The 18,045-nt window shown below is 64.1% G+C and carries 20 protein-coding genes and 1 pseudogene; 10 read left to right on the forward strand and 11 right to left on the reverse strand.

Annotated elements, in window-relative coordinates:
* The 3 genes from groL to LG661_RS07280 form a co-directional block, all read right to left on the reverse strand.
* Positions 1-1,085: chaperonin GroEL (gene groL / locus LG661_RS07270; protein WP_230531216.1), on the reverse strand; the 1,085-nt coding region annotated here is incomplete at its 3' end.
* Positions 1,086-1,137: 52 nt separating this feature from the next.
* A complete protein-coding gene (groES, locus tag LG661_RS07275) occupies positions 1,138-1,428 on the reverse strand; it encodes a co-chaperone GroES (protein ID WP_230531217.1) in 291 nt (96 codons plus the stop codon).
* Between the two features lie 228 nt (positions 1,429-1,656).
* Complete coding sequence (locus tag LG661_RS07280) at positions 1,657-2,502, reverse strand: DMT family transporter (RefSeq protein WP_230531218.1); 846 nt, start codon at positions 2,500-2,502, stop codon at positions 1,657-1,659.
* Between the two features lie 243 nt (positions 2,503-2,745).
* On the opposite strand from LG661_RS07280, the gene LG661_RS07285 reads away from it, so the two are divergent.
* Together LG661_RS07285 and LG661_RS07290 are read left to right on the forward strand one after the other, a co-directional pair.
* Complete coding sequence (locus LG661_RS07285) at positions 2,746-3,426, forward strand: L,D-transpeptidase (RefSeq protein ID WP_230531219.1); 681 nt, start codon at positions 2,746-2,748, stop codon at positions 3,424-3,426.
* A 133-nt stretch (positions 3,427-3,559) separates the two neighbouring features.
* Positions 3,560-3,889 (forward strand): DMT family transporter, encoded by a 330-nt coding sequence (locus tag LG661_RS07290; protein WP_230531220.1) that lies wholly within the window; start codon positions 3,560-3,562, stop codon positions 3,887-3,889.
* 49 nt (positions 3,890-3,938) lie between these two features.
* On the opposite strand, the gene LG661_RS07295 is transcribed toward LG661_RS07290, so the two are convergent.
* The 8 genes from LG661_RS07295 to LG661_RS07330 all read right to left on the reverse strand — a co-directional run bounded on the left by LG661_RS07295 (position 3,939) and on the right by LG661_RS07330 (position 12,476).
* Positions 3,939-4,628, reverse strand: coding sequence for a DUF2076 domain-containing protein (locus tag LG661_RS07295; protein WP_230531221.1), 690 nt, complete (start codon positions 4,626-4,628; stop codon positions 3,939-3,941).
* A 59-nt stretch (positions 4,629-4,687) separates the two neighbouring features.
* Positions 4,688-5,269, reverse strand: a complete 582-nt coding sequence (locus LG661_RS07300; protein WP_230531222.1) for an NUDIX hydrolase — start codon at positions 5,267-5,269, stop codon at positions 4,688-4,690.
* Positions 5,270-5,290: 21 nt separating this feature from the next.
* The gene (locus LG661_RS07305; protein WP_230531348.1) at positions 5,291-6,142 is read right to left on the reverse strand and encodes an SDR family NAD(P)-dependent oxidoreductase; all 852 of its coding nucleotides are present in this window, start codon (positions 6,140-6,142) and stop codon (positions 5,291-5,293) included.
* 113 nt (positions 6,143-6,255) lie between these two features.
* Positions 6,256-7,776, reverse strand: a complete 1,521-nt coding sequence (locus tag LG661_RS07310) for a chromosome partitioning protein ParA (protein WP_230531223.1) — start codon at positions 7,774-7,776, stop codon at positions 6,256-6,258.
* A 101-nt stretch (positions 7,777-7,877) separates the two neighbouring features.
* Positions 7,878-9,233, reverse strand: a complete 1,356-nt coding sequence (gene glcF, locus LG661_RS07315) for a glycolate oxidase subunit GlcF (protein ID WP_230531224.1) — start codon at positions 9,231-9,233, stop codon at positions 7,878-7,880.
* Positions 9,234-9,242: 9 nt separating this feature from the next.
* Positions 9,243-9,875 carry a DUF2585 domain-containing protein gene (locus LG661_RS07320; RefSeq protein ID WP_407666673.1) on the reverse strand — a complete coding sequence of 211 codons (633 nt, stop codon included), beginning with the start codon at positions 9,873-9,875 and terminating at the stop codon, positions 9,243-9,245.
* Positions 9,862-11,046 (reverse strand): glycolate oxidase subunit GlcE, encoded by a 1,185-nt coding sequence (gene glcE / locus LG661_RS07325; RefSeq protein WP_230531226.1) that lies wholly within the window; start codon positions 11,044-11,046, stop codon positions 9,862-9,864. Before glcE ends, LG661_RS07320 begins: the two co-directional genes overlap by 14 nt.
* The gene (locus tag LG661_RS07330) at positions 11,043-12,476 is read right to left on the reverse strand and encodes an FAD-linked oxidase C-terminal domain-containing protein (protein WP_230531227.1); all 1,434 of its coding nucleotides are present in this window, start codon (positions 12,474-12,476) and stop codon (positions 11,043-11,045) included. Before LG661_RS07330 ends, glcE begins: the two co-directional genes overlap by 4 nt.
* Before the next feature lie 137 nt (positions 12,477-12,613).
* Here LG661_RS07330 and LG661_RS07335 point away from each other — a divergent pair, with 137 nt between their 5' ends.
* The 8 genes and pseudogenes from LG661_RS07335 (at position 12,614) to bfr (ending at position 18,037) form a co-directional block, all read left to right on the forward strand.
* On the forward strand, positions 12,614-13,003 hold the full coding sequence (locus LG661_RS07335) for a c-type cytochrome (RefSeq protein ID WP_230531228.1): 390 nt from the start codon (positions 12,614-12,616) through the stop codon (positions 13,001-13,003).
* A complete protein-coding gene (locus tag LG661_RS07340) occupies positions 13,000-13,803 on the forward strand; it encodes a (Fe-S)-binding protein (protein ID WP_230531229.1) in 804 nt (267 codons plus the stop codon). The genes LG661_RS07335 and LG661_RS07340 overlap by 4 nt, the downstream gene beginning before the upstream one ends.
* Complete coding sequence (locus LG661_RS07345; RefSeq protein WP_230531230.1) at positions 13,800-14,330, forward strand: DUF6653 family protein; 531 nt, start codon at positions 13,800-13,802, stop codon at positions 14,328-14,330. The genes LG661_RS07340 and LG661_RS07345 overlap by 4 nt, the downstream gene beginning before the upstream one ends.
* The gene (locus LG661_RS07350) at positions 14,327-15,760 is read left to right on the forward strand and encodes a LutB/LldF family L-lactate oxidation iron-sulfur protein (RefSeq protein WP_230531231.1); all 1,434 of its coding nucleotides are present in this window, start codon (positions 14,327-14,329) and stop codon (positions 15,758-15,760) included. The genes LG661_RS07345 and LG661_RS07350 overlap by 4 nt, the downstream gene beginning before the upstream one ends.
* Positions 15,757-16,428 (forward strand): LutC/YkgG family protein, encoded by a 672-nt coding sequence (locus LG661_RS07355; protein ID WP_230531232.1) that lies wholly within the window; start codon positions 15,757-15,759, stop codon positions 16,426-16,428. Before LG661_RS07350 ends, LG661_RS07355 begins: the two co-directional genes overlap by 4 nt.
* 77 nt (positions 16,429-16,505) lie before the next feature.
* Positions 16,506-17,075, forward strand: a pseudogene (locus LG661_RS07360) (putative glycolipid-binding domain-containing protein).
* 120 nt (positions 17,076-17,195) lie between these two features.
* Positions 17,196-17,453: a (2Fe-2S)-binding protein gene (locus LG661_RS07365; protein WP_230531233.1), complete on the forward strand. Its 258-nt coding sequence runs from the start codon at positions 17,196-17,198 to the stop codon at positions 17,451-17,453.
* 101 nt (positions 17,454-17,554) lie between these two features.
* Positions 17,555-18,037, forward strand: a complete 483-nt coding sequence (gene bfr, locus LG661_RS07370; protein WP_230531234.1) for a bacterioferritin — start codon at positions 17,555-17,557, stop codon at positions 18,035-18,037.
* Positions 18,038-18,045: the final 8 nt, after the last annotated feature.

Raw genomic sequence — 18,045 nt, forward strand, 5'->3', positions numbered from 1 at the left:
CGGTCGTAGTCCGAGGTGGTCTCCTCGATCTGCGCCTTGATCTGCTGGACGCGGGCCTCGATGTCCGGCTTCTTGCCGGCGCCGTCGATGATCGTGGTGTTCTCCTTCTCGATGCGGACGCGCTTGGCGCGGCCCAGCATGTTGAGGGAAACGGTCTCGAGCTTGATGCCGAGGTCTTCGGAGATCGTCTGGCCGGCCGTGAGAACGGCGATGTCCTCGAGCATGGCCTTGCGGCGGTCGCCGAAGCCCGGAGCCTTGACGGCGGCGATCTTCAGACCGCCACGCAGCTTGTTGACCACGAGGGTGGCGAGAGCCTCGCCCTCCACGTCCTCGGCGATGATCAGGAGCGGCTTGCCGGTCTGAACGACAGCCTCGAGGATCGGGAGCATCGGCTGAAGCGAGGAGAGCTTCTTCTCGTGGATGAGGATGTAAGGGTCCTCAAGCTCGGCCACCATCTTCTCGGCATTGGTGATGAAGTACGGCGAGAGATAGCCGCGGTCGAACTGCATGCCCTCGACGATGTCCACGACCGTATCGGCGGTCTTGGCTTCCTCGACGGTGATGACGCCCTCGTTGCCGACCTTCGCCATCGCATTGGCGATTTCACGGCCGATGAACTCGTCGCCGTTGGCGGAAATGGTGCCGACCTGGGCAACCTCGTCGGAGGACTTCACCTTCTTGGCGCGGGCCTGGATGTCCTTCACGGCCTCAGCGGTCGCAAGATCGATGCCGCGCTTGAGGTCCATCGGGTTCATGCCGGCGGCAACCGCCTTGGCGCCCTCGCGGACGATGGCCTGGGCCAGAACCGTCGCGGTGGTGGTGCCGTCACCAGCGATGTCGTTGGTCTTCGAGGCGACCTCGCGCACCATCTGGGCGCCCATGTTCTCGAACCTGTCGGAGAGTTCGATCTCCTTGGCGACGGTGACGCCATCCTTGGTGATGCGGGGAGCGCCGAAGCTTTTCTCGATCACCACGTTGCGGCCCTTGGGACCGAGGGTGACCTTCACCGCATCGGCGAGGATGTCGACGCCGCGCAGCATCTTGTCGCGAGCTTCGGAAGAAAACTTAACGTCTTTGGCAGCCATGGGCTAAGCCTCCAGTTGACTTGGAAGAATTTCGAAGGGATCGGGTCGGAACTTACTTTCCGACCACGCCCATGATGTCGCTCTCCTTCATGATTAGGAGATCCTGGCCGTCGATCCGCACCTCGGTGCCGGACCACTTGCCGAAGAGCACGCGGTCGCCGGCCTTCACGTCGAGGGCGACCACCTTGCCGCTCTCGTCGCGGGCGCCGGGGCCGACGGCGACGATTTCGCCCTCTTGCGGCTTTTCCTTCGCGGTGTCCGGAATGATGATGCCGCCGGCCGTCTTCTCTTCGGCGTCGATGCGGCGGACGACAACGCGGTCGTGCAGCGGACGGAACTTCATGAAGCTTCCCCTTTGACTATTGGCGCAGCCCCTTTGGCGGCACCCTGGTCTCTCGGCTGTTAGCACTATCTTGTAGCGAGTGCTAACGCTTGCGGCGAGATAGGCATATGCCCACAGGGAGTCAAGCGGGCTGCCGTTCGGGCACTCCTAAATAGGGGCGTCGGGGCTCATAGCGGCGGGTCGTGGTGGTTTCATGACCGACCCCGACCGGCGGCTCCTAGGAGTCCCCTAGCGCCGGGAGGTCAGCATGGCGGCCGCGACGATAAGAATGCCGCCGCCGAGGGTCGCCCAGGTCGGGATTTCGGCGAAGACCCCATAGCCGATCAGGACCGCCCAGATCAGGGCGGTGTATTCCAGGGGCGCAAGCCGGGCAGCCTCGGCCTTGGCATAGGCCGTCACCATCAGCATGTGGCCGGAAAAGCCTAAGACCCCCATGACCAGGAACCAGGCGAGATGCCACAGGTCGAGCGGCTGCCAGACGAAGACCGCGAAAGGCGCCACCAGCAGCGCCGGGCCGACATTCTGGAAGACGACGATGTGGAGGAACTTGTCCCGCTGCGCCCGCTGGCGCAGGAGGACGAGGCTCAGGGCATAGGTGACCGCCGACAGCAGAGCTGCGCCAACGCCCGCCCAGGACCGGGCCGACTGCGCCTCCTCGGTCTGGCCCAGGACGACGATCAGCGTGCCCGCAAAGCCGATGGCGATGGCGCCGATGATGCGGGCATCCACCCTCTCCTTCAGCATCAGGAGCCCGAACAGGGCGATGAACATGGGCGAGAGGAACGACAGGACGAGGGTCTCGGCCAGGGGCAACTGGCCCAGCGCGTAGAAGAAGCTGACCGCCGTCACCACGGCGATCACGGAGCGGAACGCGTTCGCGACCACGGTCTCCCGGCTCGGCCAGCCGGGCCGCATCACGGCGACGACGCCGGTCACGATGAGCGTGCCGCAGGCGAAGCGCAGGAAGGCAACCTGGAAGGTCGGGTAGAAGGCGGACATCCCCTTGATGACCGCATCCATGATGGACAGGACCGCGATGCCCGCGGCAGCCCGCAGGGCAGGACCGAACTGCATGATGTCACGACGATGTGAAAAGCCGGCAACCGGGATGGAAGCCGAGAAGGCTGTCCGGTCTTACAGTACTTTCCCGAAAGCTTCACGTTTTCATTTGGAACTGTCGACAGAAAACAAACCCGGAAGCTCATCCTAATTTTCAGCGACCTTGGCGGAAACAAATGCCGTGCTTGTCGTTAATCAAGCACAATCAAAACCACACGACAGGATACTCCGATGCGCGCATGGATTCCTTGCACCGCAATGCTTTTTGCCGTCCTCGTCCCGGCCGCAGGCAACGCCCAGCCGATAGCCATGAACGGGCATTACTACGGGAATACCTACATCTCTTCTGAATACACCTATCCCTACGGCCCGACCGCCGACGGATGGAACAGGACGCCCCGGCGCGCTGTCCGGACGGACGTCCGCACCACGGCGTCCCTGCCGCAATCCTATGAGAGCGGCCCCGCCTACGACAACAGCATCCACTATGCGATCGCACCGCAATTCCAGCGCCAGATCGTGGCCTATCGCAGTAAGGAAAAGCCGGGCACCATCGTCGTCGATACGAACGACAAGTTCCTCTATCTCGTGCAGGAGGGAGGCCGCGCCCTGCGCTACGGCATCGGCGTGGGTCGTCCGGGGTTCGAGTGGTCCGGCATCAAGCGCGTTTCCATGAAGCGGGAATGGCCGGACTGGCGTCCGCCGGCAGAGATGCGCAAACGCCGACCCGACCTGCCGCGCCACATGGAAGGCGGTCCCGAGAACCCGCTCGGCGCCCGCGCCCTTTATCTCGGCTCCTCGCTCTACCGCATCCATGGCACCAACGAGCCGCACACCATCGGACAGGCCGTCTCCTCCGGCTGCATCCGGATGCTCAACGCCGACGTGATCGACCTCTACAAGCGCGTAAAGGTCGGCTCCAAGGTCGTCGTGATCTGACGGCCCTATCCTCTTCCTATCACGGGACATGGCCGGGCGATCCCGGCCATGTCTATTTCGGGCGGGCGACTCACACAGCTGCAACGATCTGCTGTAAGCCTACGATCTCTTACCGCGCGAGCCTCGCCTGCCTATGCCTTATGCTTATCTCTTCGCCGCCATCATCTGCGAGGTCGTAGCGACCTCGGCCCTGAAGGCCGCCGACGGCTTCTCACGCCTCTGGCCGTCGCTTGTCGTCATCGTCGGGTATAGTCTGGCGTTCTATTTCCTGTCCCTGACCCTGCGCACCATTCCGGTCGGGATCGCCTATGCGCTCTGGTCGGGCATCGGCATCGTTCTGATCGCCCTTGCGGGCTGGCTCTTCTATCGCCAGTCGCTCGATATTCCCGCCATCATCGGCATGGCGCTGATCCTGGCGGGTGTCCTCGTCATCAATCTTTTCTCCCGCACAACTGGGCACTGAGACGAAAACGCCCGCCTGAGAGGCGGGCGCTCGCGAATGGCGAAGCGGATCAGGCCCAGTCGCCGCCGTCGCCGGCATCCCCACCGAAGTCGGAGAAGTCGTCCTGTCCGTTCTGCGGATCCTGATAGAGGGCATCCGTGGTCCCGGCATGCTGCTCGCCACCCTGGTCCACCGCACCCGGATCATTGGCCGCCGCCTGCACGCCGGATGCGCCCTGCTCGTCCCCGCCGAAAGCATGGGTAAGGGCGTTCGCGATCATCATGCCGCCCGCAACGCCCGCTGCAGTCGAGAGAGCCGTCTGCAGGAAGCCGCCGCCACGCGACTGCATCGCGCCACCCCAGGGGCCGCGCGTGCCGCCTTGAGGCGCGCTGTAGGACTGCTGATGCATTGGCGGCCGGCCGGGATTGCCCCAGGGCGAAGCCTGATGGGCCGGCGGGGCATTATAGGTGGGTCCGGGCGGGCGCGAGCCGCCGCCGAACAGGCTGGAGAGGAAGCCTCCCTGCTGCGGCGACTGATGAACCTGGTCGAGTTCGGTGCGCATCTGCTCGTTCTCGGCCTGGAGGCGGGCCAGAGCCTGCTCCTGAACGAAGACCGCCTGCGCCATGGCATAGGGCGCATAGGGCTGCTGGCGCAGCTTCTCGGCGATGAAGCGCTCGGCCTCCGGATCGCGCGGTTGGTTCGCCACCTGCTCGAGCCGTCGGAAGATATCGGAAATGACCTCGCGTTCCTGGTCGTTCATGGCAAGCCTCCTTCAGACATGGCCGTCAGGACGTCATGTAAGCGCGGCATGGCCCATTGTCAGGGGCCGCACAAGCCAAGCTTGCGTATATTCCGGAGAGCCAGCGGGGCGATCTCCTCGAGTTTTGCAAGGCCGCGCCACTCGGCCCTGTGGACCTCCGCAAGATCGGGCCGGATTGCGCGCCCCTCCTCCGCTCGCAGGATGTAGCGGAAGTCGTGGTGCCAGTGCTCCGGTTCATCCCGCTCGGGGCGCGCGGGAATGGCATGCGTATCGATGTCGATTGGCAGGCCGGATGCCTGGTGCCATGGGTCGAGGCTCAGCCCCTCCACACCGGTTTCTTCGACCGCTTCCCTCAACGCGGATACCTCCAGCGTGTCCGGCACTTCATAATGCCCGCCCGGCTGCAGCCAGCGCCCGAGGGAGCGGTGATGAATGAGGAGGATCCTTTCGCCCGCTTCATCGAGGATAAAGGCCGAGGTAGTGACATGCCCAGGAAAGGTGCGGCGGGAATGAATGTCTTCCCCGGCTTCGATCTGGCGTCTCAACACAGCATGCTTGGCGCCGTGCACGCCGAAGGCTGCGGCATGGCCGTCGAGAACCTTCCGTACGTGCTGACGGAAGATCGTCGGATCGAAACTCATGAGGATCCCCCTGCCCGGCAGCTATTCCGCCAGGAACTTTGCGAATTCGTCCTTGTAGTCGGGGTGCCAGCGGGACAGGGGCGCACGGTTGCGGACGATATCTTCGGCCGCCCAGCGAATGCGCTTCTCGTCCGTCTCCCGCGTCGTTTCGTTATCCGGGCAGAGAACGTAGAAATCGCCTCGCTCGAGCGCCGGCAACAGGAAATCGATGACCTGTTCCGGCTCCCAGGCTCCTGCGGGCTTTTCGGTCACGCCTCTGGCCTTCGTGAAGCCGGTAAAGACGAAACCCGGAACGAGCAGGTGCGCAGAGATCCTGCAGTCCGGAATGTTGCGGAGTTCATGGGCCAGGGCTTCCGTCACCACTTTCACGCCCGCCTTCGAGATATTGTAAGCCGTGTCGCCGGGCGGGGTGGTGATGCCCTGCTTGGATCCCGTATTGATGATGGCGCAGGGTCTCCCCTGTTCGATCATGGCGGGAGCGAAGACCTGAACGCCGTGGATGACACCCCAGAGATTGGTATCGAGGATCGCCCGCCAGCGCTCCGGGTCGCCAAAGATCTGTCCGTCGCCCTCCGTACCGGCGTTGTTCATGAGCAGGGAGGCCTCACCGAAGGCGGCATAGACCCTCTCCCTCAGCCGCTCGACATCCTCGCGACGGCTGACATCAGTTTCGACGGCGAGCACCCTGCCCTCGTCCCCGGCCAGTTCCGCCACTTCCGCCGTAGCGCGCTGGAGCGCATCCCCGGGAAGGTCCGCCAGACAGACCTTCATGCCTAAGCCCGCAAGCCGCTTCGCCGCGGCAAGACCGATGCCGCTGGCCGCGCCCGTGATGACTGCAACCCGGTCCGTCGCGATGGCGGGATGGGCCATGATGCGAATCCTCCGTACCTCGATGAAATGGCCGGAAAGGTCTGAAGCCCGGTCGGCTTCGATACAACTCCAAAAGAAAAACCCCGCAGCATGTGCGGGGTTCTTAGCGAATTTCCTTACTCGGCGTCCGGCGACTTGAGCGGCCGGACATTGGTCTCGGCCTCCTCCTCGTCGAGGAGAGCCGGATCGTCCTCCTGCGTGTCGAGGCGGGTCTTCTTGCGGAGAGCCACGTATTTCTTCTGGATCTTGGTGCGGCTTTCGCGGGCGATTTCGAGGGCGCCCTGGACGAGGGAACGCTCGGCCTTCTCGTTCTGGAGCTCTTCCGTGAGGCGGCGGTTGGCGGCCTCCAGGGTGCTGCGATCCTGTTCGAAGCGCTTGGTGAGCTGGTCGATGCGCTCGGAAAGGCTCGCCACCTTGTTGTCGGAGCTTTCGATCTGGAAGTCCTTGGCGGCGATGGCCTTGCCGAGCATTTCCACGCGCTCCTGCAGCTCGATGCGCGAGCGCTGGAGCTCGTTGACCATGGCGACCTGGCGCTCGACCTCCTGCTGGGTCGCTTCCAGGCGGCGCTCCAGGGTGTTCTTCTCGATCGTGGTCTCTTTCAGGGAACGCTCGATGCCGCGCAGGGCCTCGTTCTTGTCGCGCAGCTGGTCGCGGGTGTGGGCCAGGATCTTGTCGGTTGCGGCAAGGCGCGAGTTGAGACCCTCGATCTTCATGTCGAGCGCAGAGAGGTCGGTCTGGTGCACGGAGCGCTCGGAATCGAGCTGGGTCTCGAGGCGCTGGCGCAGGACCTGTTCGGCCATGAGCTTGGTCTCGAGTTCGGAGGCGCGCTGGCGCGTGGCCTCGAGCTGGGTCTCCAGCTCGCCATAACGGTTGCCGAGGCTGGAAAGGCGGTAATTCTGCTCCTCCGCCACCTTCTGCAGGCGCTTGACCTCATGGTCCAGGAGGCCGTTGCGCTCGCGGGTCTCGATCAGCTCGCGTTCGGCGCGGGCCACCGTCTGATCCGCTTCCTGGGCTTCCAGGCGAAGGGCCTGGTTCTCTTCCGTGATGTTCCGGGCGCGCTCGGTCTCGATGGCCAGCTGGTTCTCGAGATCCGCGACGATGGCCTCCTTGTCCTTCACATTGAGGCGCAGGTCCTCGATATAGGATTCCTGCTCGCGGACCTTGGCCTCGGCCTTGCGAAGCTGGGAGACCGTGGCGGAGAGGTCGTCTATCGTCCGGGCATGGACAGTGTTGAGATCGCCCAGCTCCCGGCGCAGAGCCGTGGTGGTCTCGGACTCCTGCTTGAGCACCGCCTCGGTCTCGAGAAGCCTGGAGTGGAGCTGCGGATAATTGCGGATGAGGTCGTTCACCGGCTCGCTGAGGAGGGCGAAATCCTCCTTGAGGCTGCGGATCTCCTCCAGCCGGTCGATCATGTTGGCGAAGCGGACGCGGATCAGTTCGTTCTTCTGGCCGACGGAATCGAGCTTGCCCCCGTTCGCCCGGACCACGATAGGCTCGCCCTTCTCCTGAGGAGCCTGAGCCGGAACCGACACAGGAGCGGCTTCAGCGGCTTCGCCCTTCGAGGGAAGGACACTCAGGACCTCGTCCTGCTGCTTCTTGCCGAAAACGTTTCTGAAAGACGTCCAACCCGACGACATGGCGCCGCCCCCTTACGCACGAATTCCTAGGTTTAAGCCTCTTTTAACCTAGGCCTGCGTCAGTTGGAAATGGAATCTCGTTGCGCTACAGTGTAGCAGATCTACTCTGCCGCTATGGTTAACGGCGGGGAGAGCCGGCTGTGGAATCCAGCCTGCTCGAGAGCCTCCGGCATAGGGCCGCCGGTGGCCCAATCGAGAAGCTCGACCGTGTGGACGATGGGAATCTGGGTCCCCTTCCCGATCTGGGTCATGCAGCCGATGTTTCCGGTTGCGATGAGATCCGGCTTGGTGCGCTCGATATTCGCTACCTTCCGGGCCCGGAGCTGCCCTGCGATCTCGGGCTGGAGCAGGTTGTAGGTGCCCGCCGAACCGCAGCAGATATGGCCTTCGGGGACGTCCTTGACCGTGAAGCCCACCTTCTTGAGGAGGGTCTTGGGCTCGGTGCGGATGGCTTGCCCGTGCTGCATCGAGCAGGCGGAATGGTAGGCCACCACCAGATCCGTCTCCCGCACGGGCTCCATGAGGTCCAGGGTGGTCACGTATTCGGTGACGTCCTTGGCGATGGCGGAAACGCGGGCGGCCTTCTCGGCATAATCCGGGTCCTCCCGGAACATGAAGCCGTAATCCTTGATCGTCGTACCGCAGCCCGATGCCGTGATGATGATGGCGTCCAGCCCCCCGCCGTCCAGCTCGGCGATCCAGGCATCGATGTTGCGCTTGGCGAAGGCATGGCTCTCCTCGTCCCGGCCCATATGGTGGACGAGCGCGCCGCAGCAGCCCTCGCCTTTCGGAAGAACGACCTCGATGCCGTGGCGGTTGAGGAGACGGATCGCCGCCTCGTTGAAGCCGGGCTTCAGCACCGGCTGGGCGCAGCCGGACAGGATCGCGACCCGCCCCCGGCGCTCGCCTTCCCCCTTGAAGGTGCCGGGGGTGTCGAAGGGCGAGCGAGCCGGCACCCGGGCAGGCGCGAGGTCGATCATGGCCGAAAGACGGGTGCCGAGGAACGGCAGCGCACCGATGAGCCCCTTGAAGGGCTTGGCCAGCATCGCGGCCCCGATGGCGAAGCGGAAGCGGCCCGGATGGGGCAGGATGGTGGCCAGCACCGACCGCAGGAGCCTGTCGTGCCAGGGCCGCGTATAGGTCGCCTCGATATAGGCGCGGGCGTGGTCGACGAGGTGCATATAGTGCACGCCGGAGGGACAGGTCGTCATGCAGGACAGGCAGGAGAGGCAGCGGTCGATATGCTTGACCACCTCCGGCGAGGCGGGCTTGCCGCTCTCCAGCATGTCCTTGATGAGATAGATGCGCCCGCGCGGTGAATCGAGTTCGTCGCCGAGGAGCAGATAGGTCGGGCAGGTCGCCGTGCAGAAGCCGCAATGGACGCAGGTCCGGAGGATCTTCTCCGACGCCGCCATGGCGGGATCTCTCAGCTGATCGGGCGTGAAGTTGGTTTGCATCGCTCTCTCTTAAGCTCCCGCCTGCCACTGGTTGATGGCCTCGACGGGATGGATCAGCATGATGATGTTCAGAATAAGATTGTCCCGGATCCAGTATCCGACGACCAACTCCATCGCGACCGCCACCACGACCGTCAGCCAGACCGGCCAGATGCGAGCCAGGAAGAGTCCTGCGATCATGGCGAGAATATCCGAAACCGAATTGATGACGCTGTCTCCGTAATAGTCGAGGGCGATATTCGTCGCACGATAGCGGTCGATGATCACATCGGTGTTCTCGACGATCTCCCAAGCGGCCTCGACGCCGATGGCGAGCAGCAGCGCAACGCCCACGGGGAGCGCCTTGCCCCTGATCAGGCCGACGATCCAGGCCCCCATGTAGAACAGGAAGCCGTGGATGACGCGGGAGGGCGTGTACCAGTCGGTCAGGTGCTGCGAGTTCCCGGAATCCATGACCGTTCCGTGCCAGACCTCCACCGTGCCGCAGGTACAGATGAGCGGGCGGCCCATGCCGAAGAGGATAGCGGCGGTGAATGCGATGAGCCCCAGACCGAGACCGGCATAGAGCACCGTGCGTGCGTTCCGCGATCTTCCGGTACGAGGAGCGAGAGCCAGGGAATCCGCCACCTCAGACTCCTGCATACATCCGGCCGGGATTGAGAATCCCGTTCGGGTCGAAGGACGTCTTGATCCCGCGGGTCAGCGTCATCAGCGCATCCGCTTGCGGCTCGAACACGTCAACGGCCGAGCGGATTTCGGCAGGCGCGCGCACCAGGGTCGCGTGACCGCCGAACTCTCGTGTCGCCTCGCGCAGAGCGGACGCGCCCGCATCGCCCTCCAGCGGCGTCGAGATCCAGAGAAGCCCCCCGCCCCAGTCGTAGAACCATTGGGCGTCGAGGGACTGCGCCACGCGGGCCGTGAAATCCGGGCCCTTGGTCGGCGCGGTCGAGACGCGCCAGACCGCCCGGTCGTTCTGTTCCGTCAGGATCGTCGCATCGCGCACGGATTGCCAAAGCGCCTGGGCCCCCTTGCCTTCCAGAATATCTGAAGGCCCGAAGCGCTTGAGGAGACGGCGCAGCTCATTGAGGCGGTAGTCGACCGAGACGGAAAAGCCCTCGAGGCGGATCAGGGTGCTCGCCCCCTGCCGGTCGCGGGCCGGGATATGGGCCGCGCCCGTGACGTCGAAAGGAGAGCCGAGAGCCTGGGACAGGGCGTCGATGGCCTTGCTGTCCTTGAGTCCGCGGATCACAAGGGTTGCCATCCGCTCCGCCTTTGGCAGAACCTTGAAGGTGACCTCGGTCAGGAAGCCGAGCGTTCCCCAGGATCCGGCCATGAGCTTTACGAGATCGAGGCCGGTGACGTTCTTCATCACGCGCCCGCCCGACTTCACCGCCTCGCCGCGCCCGTTGACAAAGCGCACGCCGATGAGGCTGTCGCGGGCGGCGCCCGCCATGATCCGGCGCGGCCCCGAAATGTTCATCGCCGCCACCGCTCCGATGGTCGGCTCGCCTCTTGCGCCGAGGAGCGGGCGATAATCCATGGGCTCGAAAGGAAGCTCCTGCCCCTTGGCTGCCAATGTCCGCACGACCTCGGAGACAGGCGTGCCGCTGCGGGCGGAGATGACAAGTTCCGCCGGTTCGTAGAGGGTGATGCCGGATAGCGCGGAGGACGAGATCGAGGCGTCGGTCTGGTTCGGACGCCCCATCGTGGCCTTGGTGCCTTGGCCGGCTAGGCTCAGAAGGGTTCCTTTGGAGGCGGCTTCGCTGATGATCGTGGATGCGTCCTGCTCGTCGCGGGGGGTATGGGTCGTCACGCGGCGAGTCTCCCTTCGAGCGGAAATACCTTGGCGGGGTTGAGAAGCCAGCGCGGATCGAACACGCCGCGCACACGCATCTGCTGCTCCAGATCGGCGGCGTTGAACTGGTAGGTCATGAGATCGCGCTTCTCGATGCCGACGCCATGCTCGCCCGTGAGGCAGCCGCCGACCTCGACGCAGAGCCTGAGAATGTCCTCGCCCGCCTTCTCGGCCTTCTCCATCTCGCCCGGCACATTGGTGTTGAACATGACGAGGGGATGCAGATTGCCGTCGCCAGCATGGAACACGTTGGCGACGCCGAGCCCGTAAGATTTCACGATCTCGTCGATGCGGTTGAGGACGTGAGGCAATTGTCCGGTCGGAATGGTGCCGTCCATGCAGATATAATCGGCGACGCGGCCCGTTGCGCCGAAGGCGGATTTGCGGCCCTTCCAGATCGCGGCGCTCTCGGCCTCCGACTGCGAGACCTTCATGGTCTTTGGCTTGAACGGCTCGGCGATGGCGACGATGCGGCGGAGCATATCGTCGATCTCCTGGTCCGAGCCCTCCACCTCGATGATCAGCATGGCCTCCACGTCCAGCGGATAGCCCGCATGGGCAAAGGCCTCACAGATCTGGATGGCGGGCTTGTCCATGTATTCAAGCGCAACGGGAATGATGCCGGCCCCGATGATCGCTGCGACGCAGGCGCCCGCATCCTCCACCTTTTCGAACCCGAGGAGGGCCGGTCGTGCCCCCTCCGCCGCGCGCAGGATCCGGACAGTCGCCTCCGTCACGACTCCGAGCTGGCCCTCCGAGCCGCAGATAAGACCGAGGAGATCGTATCCGGCGCTGTCGAGATGATCGCCGCCGATCTCCACCACGGTACCGTCAAGGAGCACCATCGTGACTCCGAGCAGGTTGTTCGTCGTGACGCCGTATTTCAGGCAGTGGGCGCCGCCGGAATTCATGGCGATATTGCCCGCAATCGTGCAGGCGAGCTGGCTCGACGGGTCGGGGGCATAGAAGAAGCCCTCATGGGATACGGCTTGGCTGATGCCGAGATTGGTGATGCCGGATTGAACTTTAGCCGTACGGTTCTCGAAGTTGAGGTCCAGGATCCGGTTCATCTTGGCCACGCCAAGGACGATCGCGTCTTCCTGAGGGATTGCCCCGCCGCACAGCGAAGTCCCTGCCCCGCGGGGCACCACCTTCACCCCGCGCTCATTGCAGAACCTCAGGATGGCCGAGACCTCCTGGGTGGATGAGGGCAGCACGACGGCCAGCGGCATCTGGCGATAGGCGGTCAGGCCGTCGGTCTCGAAGGCCCGGCGTTCGTCCTCGGAGATGATGAGGGCCTCAGGGGCGACGAGACGTCCCAGCCCCTCGACGATCTCCCTCCGACGCGCCAGAACGGCCTCGTCGGGTTTTGGAAACGCGATCGTCATGAAACCTCTCCCTTCGGGAATCGCGACTGCACTCAAAGCATGACTGCTTCGCAGGAAGGTAGCTGCTCTGAGGGGAAATTTCCAATTATGTGGAATCTCTCTAAGATGCGACGCCTGCTTGCGCAAAGGAGTTTTTGATGCGTTCCTTCGTTCTTTCCGCCGCCCTGCTCCTCCTCGGGTTTGGCCAGGCCCAAGCCCAGGACGCCGCCGCCGGTGAGAAGGTGTTCACACAGTGCCGGGCCTGCCACCAGGTCGGCCCCAATGCCAAGAATGCCGTCGGACCTGTCCTGAATGGCCTGTTCGGCCGCCAGGCCGGCACGGTCGAGGGCTATAACTACTCCGCCGCCAACAAGAATTCCGGAATTACCTGGGATGAGGCGACCTTCCGGGAATACATCCAGAATCCGCGCGCCAAGATCCCCGGAACCAAGATGATCTATGCAGGCCTCAAGGACGAAAAGCGCATCAACGACCTGATCGCCTATCTGAAGCAGTTCGATGCCCAGGGCCAGAAAGCGTCTCAATGAGCGACCTCCCCTCTCAGGGCGAGGGCCGGCGCGCGAAACCCCGCGTCGGTCTCTTCATCACCTGCCTCGTCGACCTGATGCGCCCCTCCGTGGGCTTTGCCGCGGTCAAGCTTCTGGAGGATGCGGGCTGCAGCGTCGAGGTTCCAGTCCAGACCTGCTGTGGCCAGCCCGCCTACAATTCCGGTGACCGGGGCACCTCCCGGGATCTCGCGGAGCGGATGATTGAGGCATTTCGGGGCTTCGAGTACGTGGTCGCCCCCTCCGGTTCCTGCGCCGGAATGGTCCGGAAGCACTACCCGGAGCTTTTCGAGGACGATCCGAACTGGCTCCCCAAGGCCAATGCCCTGGCGGCCAAGACCTACGAGCTGACGAGTTTCCTGGTCGATGTGATGGGCGTGACGGCGGTGAATGCCTCCTTCGACGGAGCCGTCACCTATCACGATTCCTGCTCGGGTCTGCGGGAACTCGGCGTGAAGGCGCAGCCGCGCAAGCTTCTTGCCAGCATGCCCGGTGTGACCCTTGTCGAGATGAACGACAGCGACGTCTGCTGCGGCTTCGGCGGCACCTTCGCGGTGAAATACAGCGACATCTCCGGGGCCATCGTCGAGGCCAAGGCCAAGAACATCGAGGCGGCGCAGGCGCCGACCCTTCTCGCAGGCGATCTCGGCTGCCTGATGAACATGGCCGGCAGGCTCAGCCGTGAGGGCAAGCCCATCGCAGTGCGCCACGTGGCGGAGGTCCTTGCAGGCATGACCGACGAACCGCCCATCGGCACTGCCAAGGAGCCCCGCTCTGCATGACGGATTACGGGCAGATGGTTGCCAGGCTCTTCCACATGGACGAGCAGGCCTGGGAGCGCCATGCGAGTCCCTGGAGCGTTTGGACGCGGGTTGCATCCCTGCCCCTCCTGCTCACGGCGATCTGGAGCCATACCCGGCTCGGGAACGGAGCGCTCGTGCCCATCGCCCTCGTAATCCTGTGGCTGTGGCTCAACCCGCGCCTGTTCCCGGCGCCCCGCCGGACGGACACCTGGAGCGCCAAGGCAACCTTCGGCGAGCGGGTCTGGCTCAACCGGAAGACCGTACCCATTCCGGACCACCACGCCCGCACGGCGCATCTCCTGACGGCGATCTCCGCCTTGGGCTTTGCCGTGGCCTTGGCCGGGGCCATTCTGAACAACCTTCTCGCGACCGTTTCCGGCGGCCTCGTCGCCTGGTTTGCTAAGATGTGGTTTTGCGACCGGATGGTCTGGCTTTATGACGAAATGAAGAACGTGCATCCGCCCTACGCCGCTTGGGAAAGGGCCGGAGAGAAAGAGGTCCGATGACGGTCCACACCACCTCCCCCCAGTTCAAGCAGAACGCCACGCGGGCCTTGGGCGACGCCCAGCTGCAGAAGGCGCTGGGTAACGTGAAGCAGGGCTTCATCGACAAGCGCCAGAAGGCCGCCGAGGCCCTGCCCGAGTTCGAGGCCCTGCGGGATTCCGCACGGGACATCAAGAATCATACGCTGGAGCATCTCGACCTCTACCTTGAGGCCTACGAGGAGAAGGTGACGGCGTCCGGCGGGCATGTCCATTTCGCCCGCAATGCCGAGGACGCCCGCGAGATCATCCTGGGGATCTGCCGCGAGGCCGGCGCGAAGACGGTGACCAAGGGCAAGTCCATGATCTCGGAGGAGATCGGCATCAATCACCACCTGGAGGCCCACGGCATCAGGCCCGTGGAGACCGATCTCGGCGAGTACATCATCCAGCTCCGCAATGAGATGCCGAGCCACATTATCGCCCCGGCGGTCCACCTCAATGCGACCCAGGTGGAGCAGGATTTCCGCCGCGTCCACCGGCACCTCGACGCCAAGCGCGATCTCTCGGAGCCCGTTCAGCTTCTGACCGAGGCGCGCTCGGTCCTGCGTGAGCGCTTCCTCGCGGCGGATGTGGGCATCACCGGCGCGAACTTCCTCGTGGCCGAGACCGGCACCTCAATCATCGTCACGAACGAAGGCAACGGCGACCTGACCCAGATTCTGCCGAAGACCCACATCGTGCTGGCCTCCATCGAGAAGCTGGTTCCGACGCTCGAAGACGTCAGCCAATTGCTGCGGGTCCTCGCCCGCTCGGCCACGGGTCAGGAATTGTCGGTCTACACCACCTTCTCGACCGGGCCGCGCCGGTCCGGGGACGCGGACGGACCGGAGAACTACCACGTCGTCATCCTCGACAACGGGCGCTCGTCCATGCTCGGCACGAGCTTCGAGGAGATGCTGCGCTGCATCCGCTGCGGCGCCTGCATGAACCATTGTCCGGTCTATCATGCGGTCGGCGGGCACGCCTACGGCTGGGTTTATCCCGGCCCCATGGGCGCGGTTCTCACGCCCTCCCTCATCGGCGTCGACAAGGCGGGCCACCTGCCAAACGCCTCCACCTTCTGCGGGCGCTGCGAAAGCGTGTGCCCGGTGCGGATCCCGCTACCGAAGCTCATGCGTCACTGGCGCGAGCGGGAATTCGAACGGCACCTGACCCCGGCGACGGTGCGTTCAGGGCTCAACCTCTGGGGCTTCTTCGCCAAACGTCCCGCCCTTTACCGCCTTGCGACCCGCGCCGCCATGGGCGCCATGGGCCTCGCCGGACGCCGCCACGGACGCTTCGCCTGGCTGCCGATGGCGAAAGGCTGGACCAAGCATCGAGACTTCCCGGCCCCGCAGGGCGAAACTTTCCAGGCGCGCTGGCAGCGCGAGCGCAAGGATAAGACGGCATGAGCGCCCGCGACGACTTTCTCGCCAGTATCCGCCGATCCCTCGGCGTCAAAGGCAACGAGGCCATCCGGCGGCAGATCGTGACGGAGCGGTTGGAGCGCGCGCCCCGGGGCATCGTCCCCGCCCGCGGCCAGGTCTCCGGCGAGGAGCGGATCGCCCTGTTCAAGACCATGGCCGAAGCCTCGCTTGCCACAGTGACGGAAGTCGCCTCCCCGACGGAGGTGCCGCAATCCATCGCGCTTTTCCTGCGCAACCACAACCTGCCCGCAACTCTGCGCATGGGCGACGATCCGCGCCTTGCCGCCATGCCCTGGACCGAGACGACGCTCGAAATCGCCCACGGACCGAGCGAGGGTACGGACCTCAACGCCGTGACCCATGCCTTCGGCGGCGTGGCCGAGACCGGCACGGTGGCGCTGGTCTCAGGCCACGAGAACCCCTCCACCCTCAATTTCCTCCCCGACAACCACATCGTCGTAGTCTCGGCCAAGGACATCGCCAGCGACTACGAATCCGTCTGGAACCGGGTCCGCTTCGCTTATGGCAAGGGGAGTATGCCGCGCACGGTGAACTGGATCACCGGCCCCTCCCGCTCGGGCGACATCGAGCAGACCCTGCTGCTCGGCGCACACGGGCCACGGCGGCTGCATATCGTAGTGGTGAGGGATTAAAGTCCGAGTCGACAGCAGCATTATCCGAGCCATAATATCCGCGCCGCCTAACATCGCTGGCTGCGAGGCCCCAAGGCATGCCTTCTCGGACACTCATTTTCCGCACCATCCGCTGGTCGGCCTGGGAGGGCTGCGAGGCCGGGATGGAGCATGTGGATATCCGCCCGGCGGATGGCGGGCTCGACATCTCGGGCATCGTGATCGGCCGCGAGGGCGATGCGAAGTTCGGGCTGACTTACCGACTGAGGATCGACGGCTCCTGGCGGACCCGGAAGGTCGATCTCCGCACGACCTCAGGTCAGGCCCTGCATCTGGAGAGCGACGGCCAGGGCCACTGGACAGAGGACGGGAAGAGCCTGCCAGAACTGCAGGGCTGCCTTGATGTGGATATCCAGGGGACGCCGCTCACCAACACGCTCCCGATCCGCCGCCTCGACTGGCAGGTCGGAGAGAGCACCGAGATCCGCCTGTGCTACATCGAGCTGCCGAGCCTGACGGTTTCCGCGGCCGACCAGCTTTATACAGCCCTCATCCCCGGCTCCCTGTAAGGTTTCGAGAGCCCCGGGAGCGGTTTCTCCGCCGACCTGCCGGTCGACATGGACGGGGTCGTTCTGGACTATCCCGGCCTCTTCAAGCGTCTGGACTGATTATCCCCATCAACAGACCGTGACATCTGAGCGCGCCAAGAACCTATGGCGGTTGTCCTGCATTTGAGCTAAATAACTGAAATCAAACGTAGTTTTTAATAGTTCTAAACTAGAAAAACAATGATCGTCTGCTCCTGCAACATCCTCTCCGACGGCGACGTGAAGGCCTGCCTCAAACCGGGGCCCGATTGCCCGCGCACCCCCGCCCAGGTCTATCGCTGCCTCGGGTGCAGCCCGAATTGCGGGCGGTGCGCGCGGACGATCCGCGAGATCATGGACAAGGCCCTCCTCGATGCGGGCGTGGGGGCCATCGCCGTCTGCCAGAAGGGTTGCTGCCCTGCAGCTCTGGAAAAAGCGGCCGCCGAACCTACCCTTTGAACAAAGGGGCTTCCCCCCTAGTTTATAAATCCTCTAAAGATGGATTTGCCGTCCAGGGATGGACTTGGCGCTGTTTTGCGCCGTTTCGACACGAGGGTATGATGAAAGGTGATCCAAAGGTTATCGAGTATCTCAATCGCGGCCTGCGCAGCGAGCTGACGGCAGTCAACCAGTACTGGCTGCATTATCGGCTCCTGGACGACTGGGGCTATAAGGAGCTTGCCAAGACCTGGCGCAAGGAATCCATCGAGGAGATGCACCACGCGGACCGCTTCATCGAGCGCATCATCTTCCTCGAAGGTTTTGCGAACCTGCAGGTGCTCGATCCGCTGCGCATCGGCCAGAACATTCAGGAGATCCTCGAATCCGATCTCGCGGCCGAGTACGACGCCCGCAATCTCTATGGTGAGGCGGCCGCCTATTGCGACAGCATCGGCGACCGGGTGTCGAAGAACCTGTTCGAGGAGCTGATGGCCGACGAGGAGGGGCATATCGACTTCCTCGAGACCCAGATCAACCTCGTGGAGCAGCTCGGTGTCGAGCTCTACGCTCAGAGCCACATTGGCAAGCCCGAGAGCCACTAGGTTTAAAA

Source organism: Microvirga roseola (genome assembly GCF_020866965.1).
Lineage (GTDB): Bacteria > Pseudomonadota > Alphaproteobacteria > Rhizobiales > Beijerinckiaceae > Microvirga > Microvirga roseola.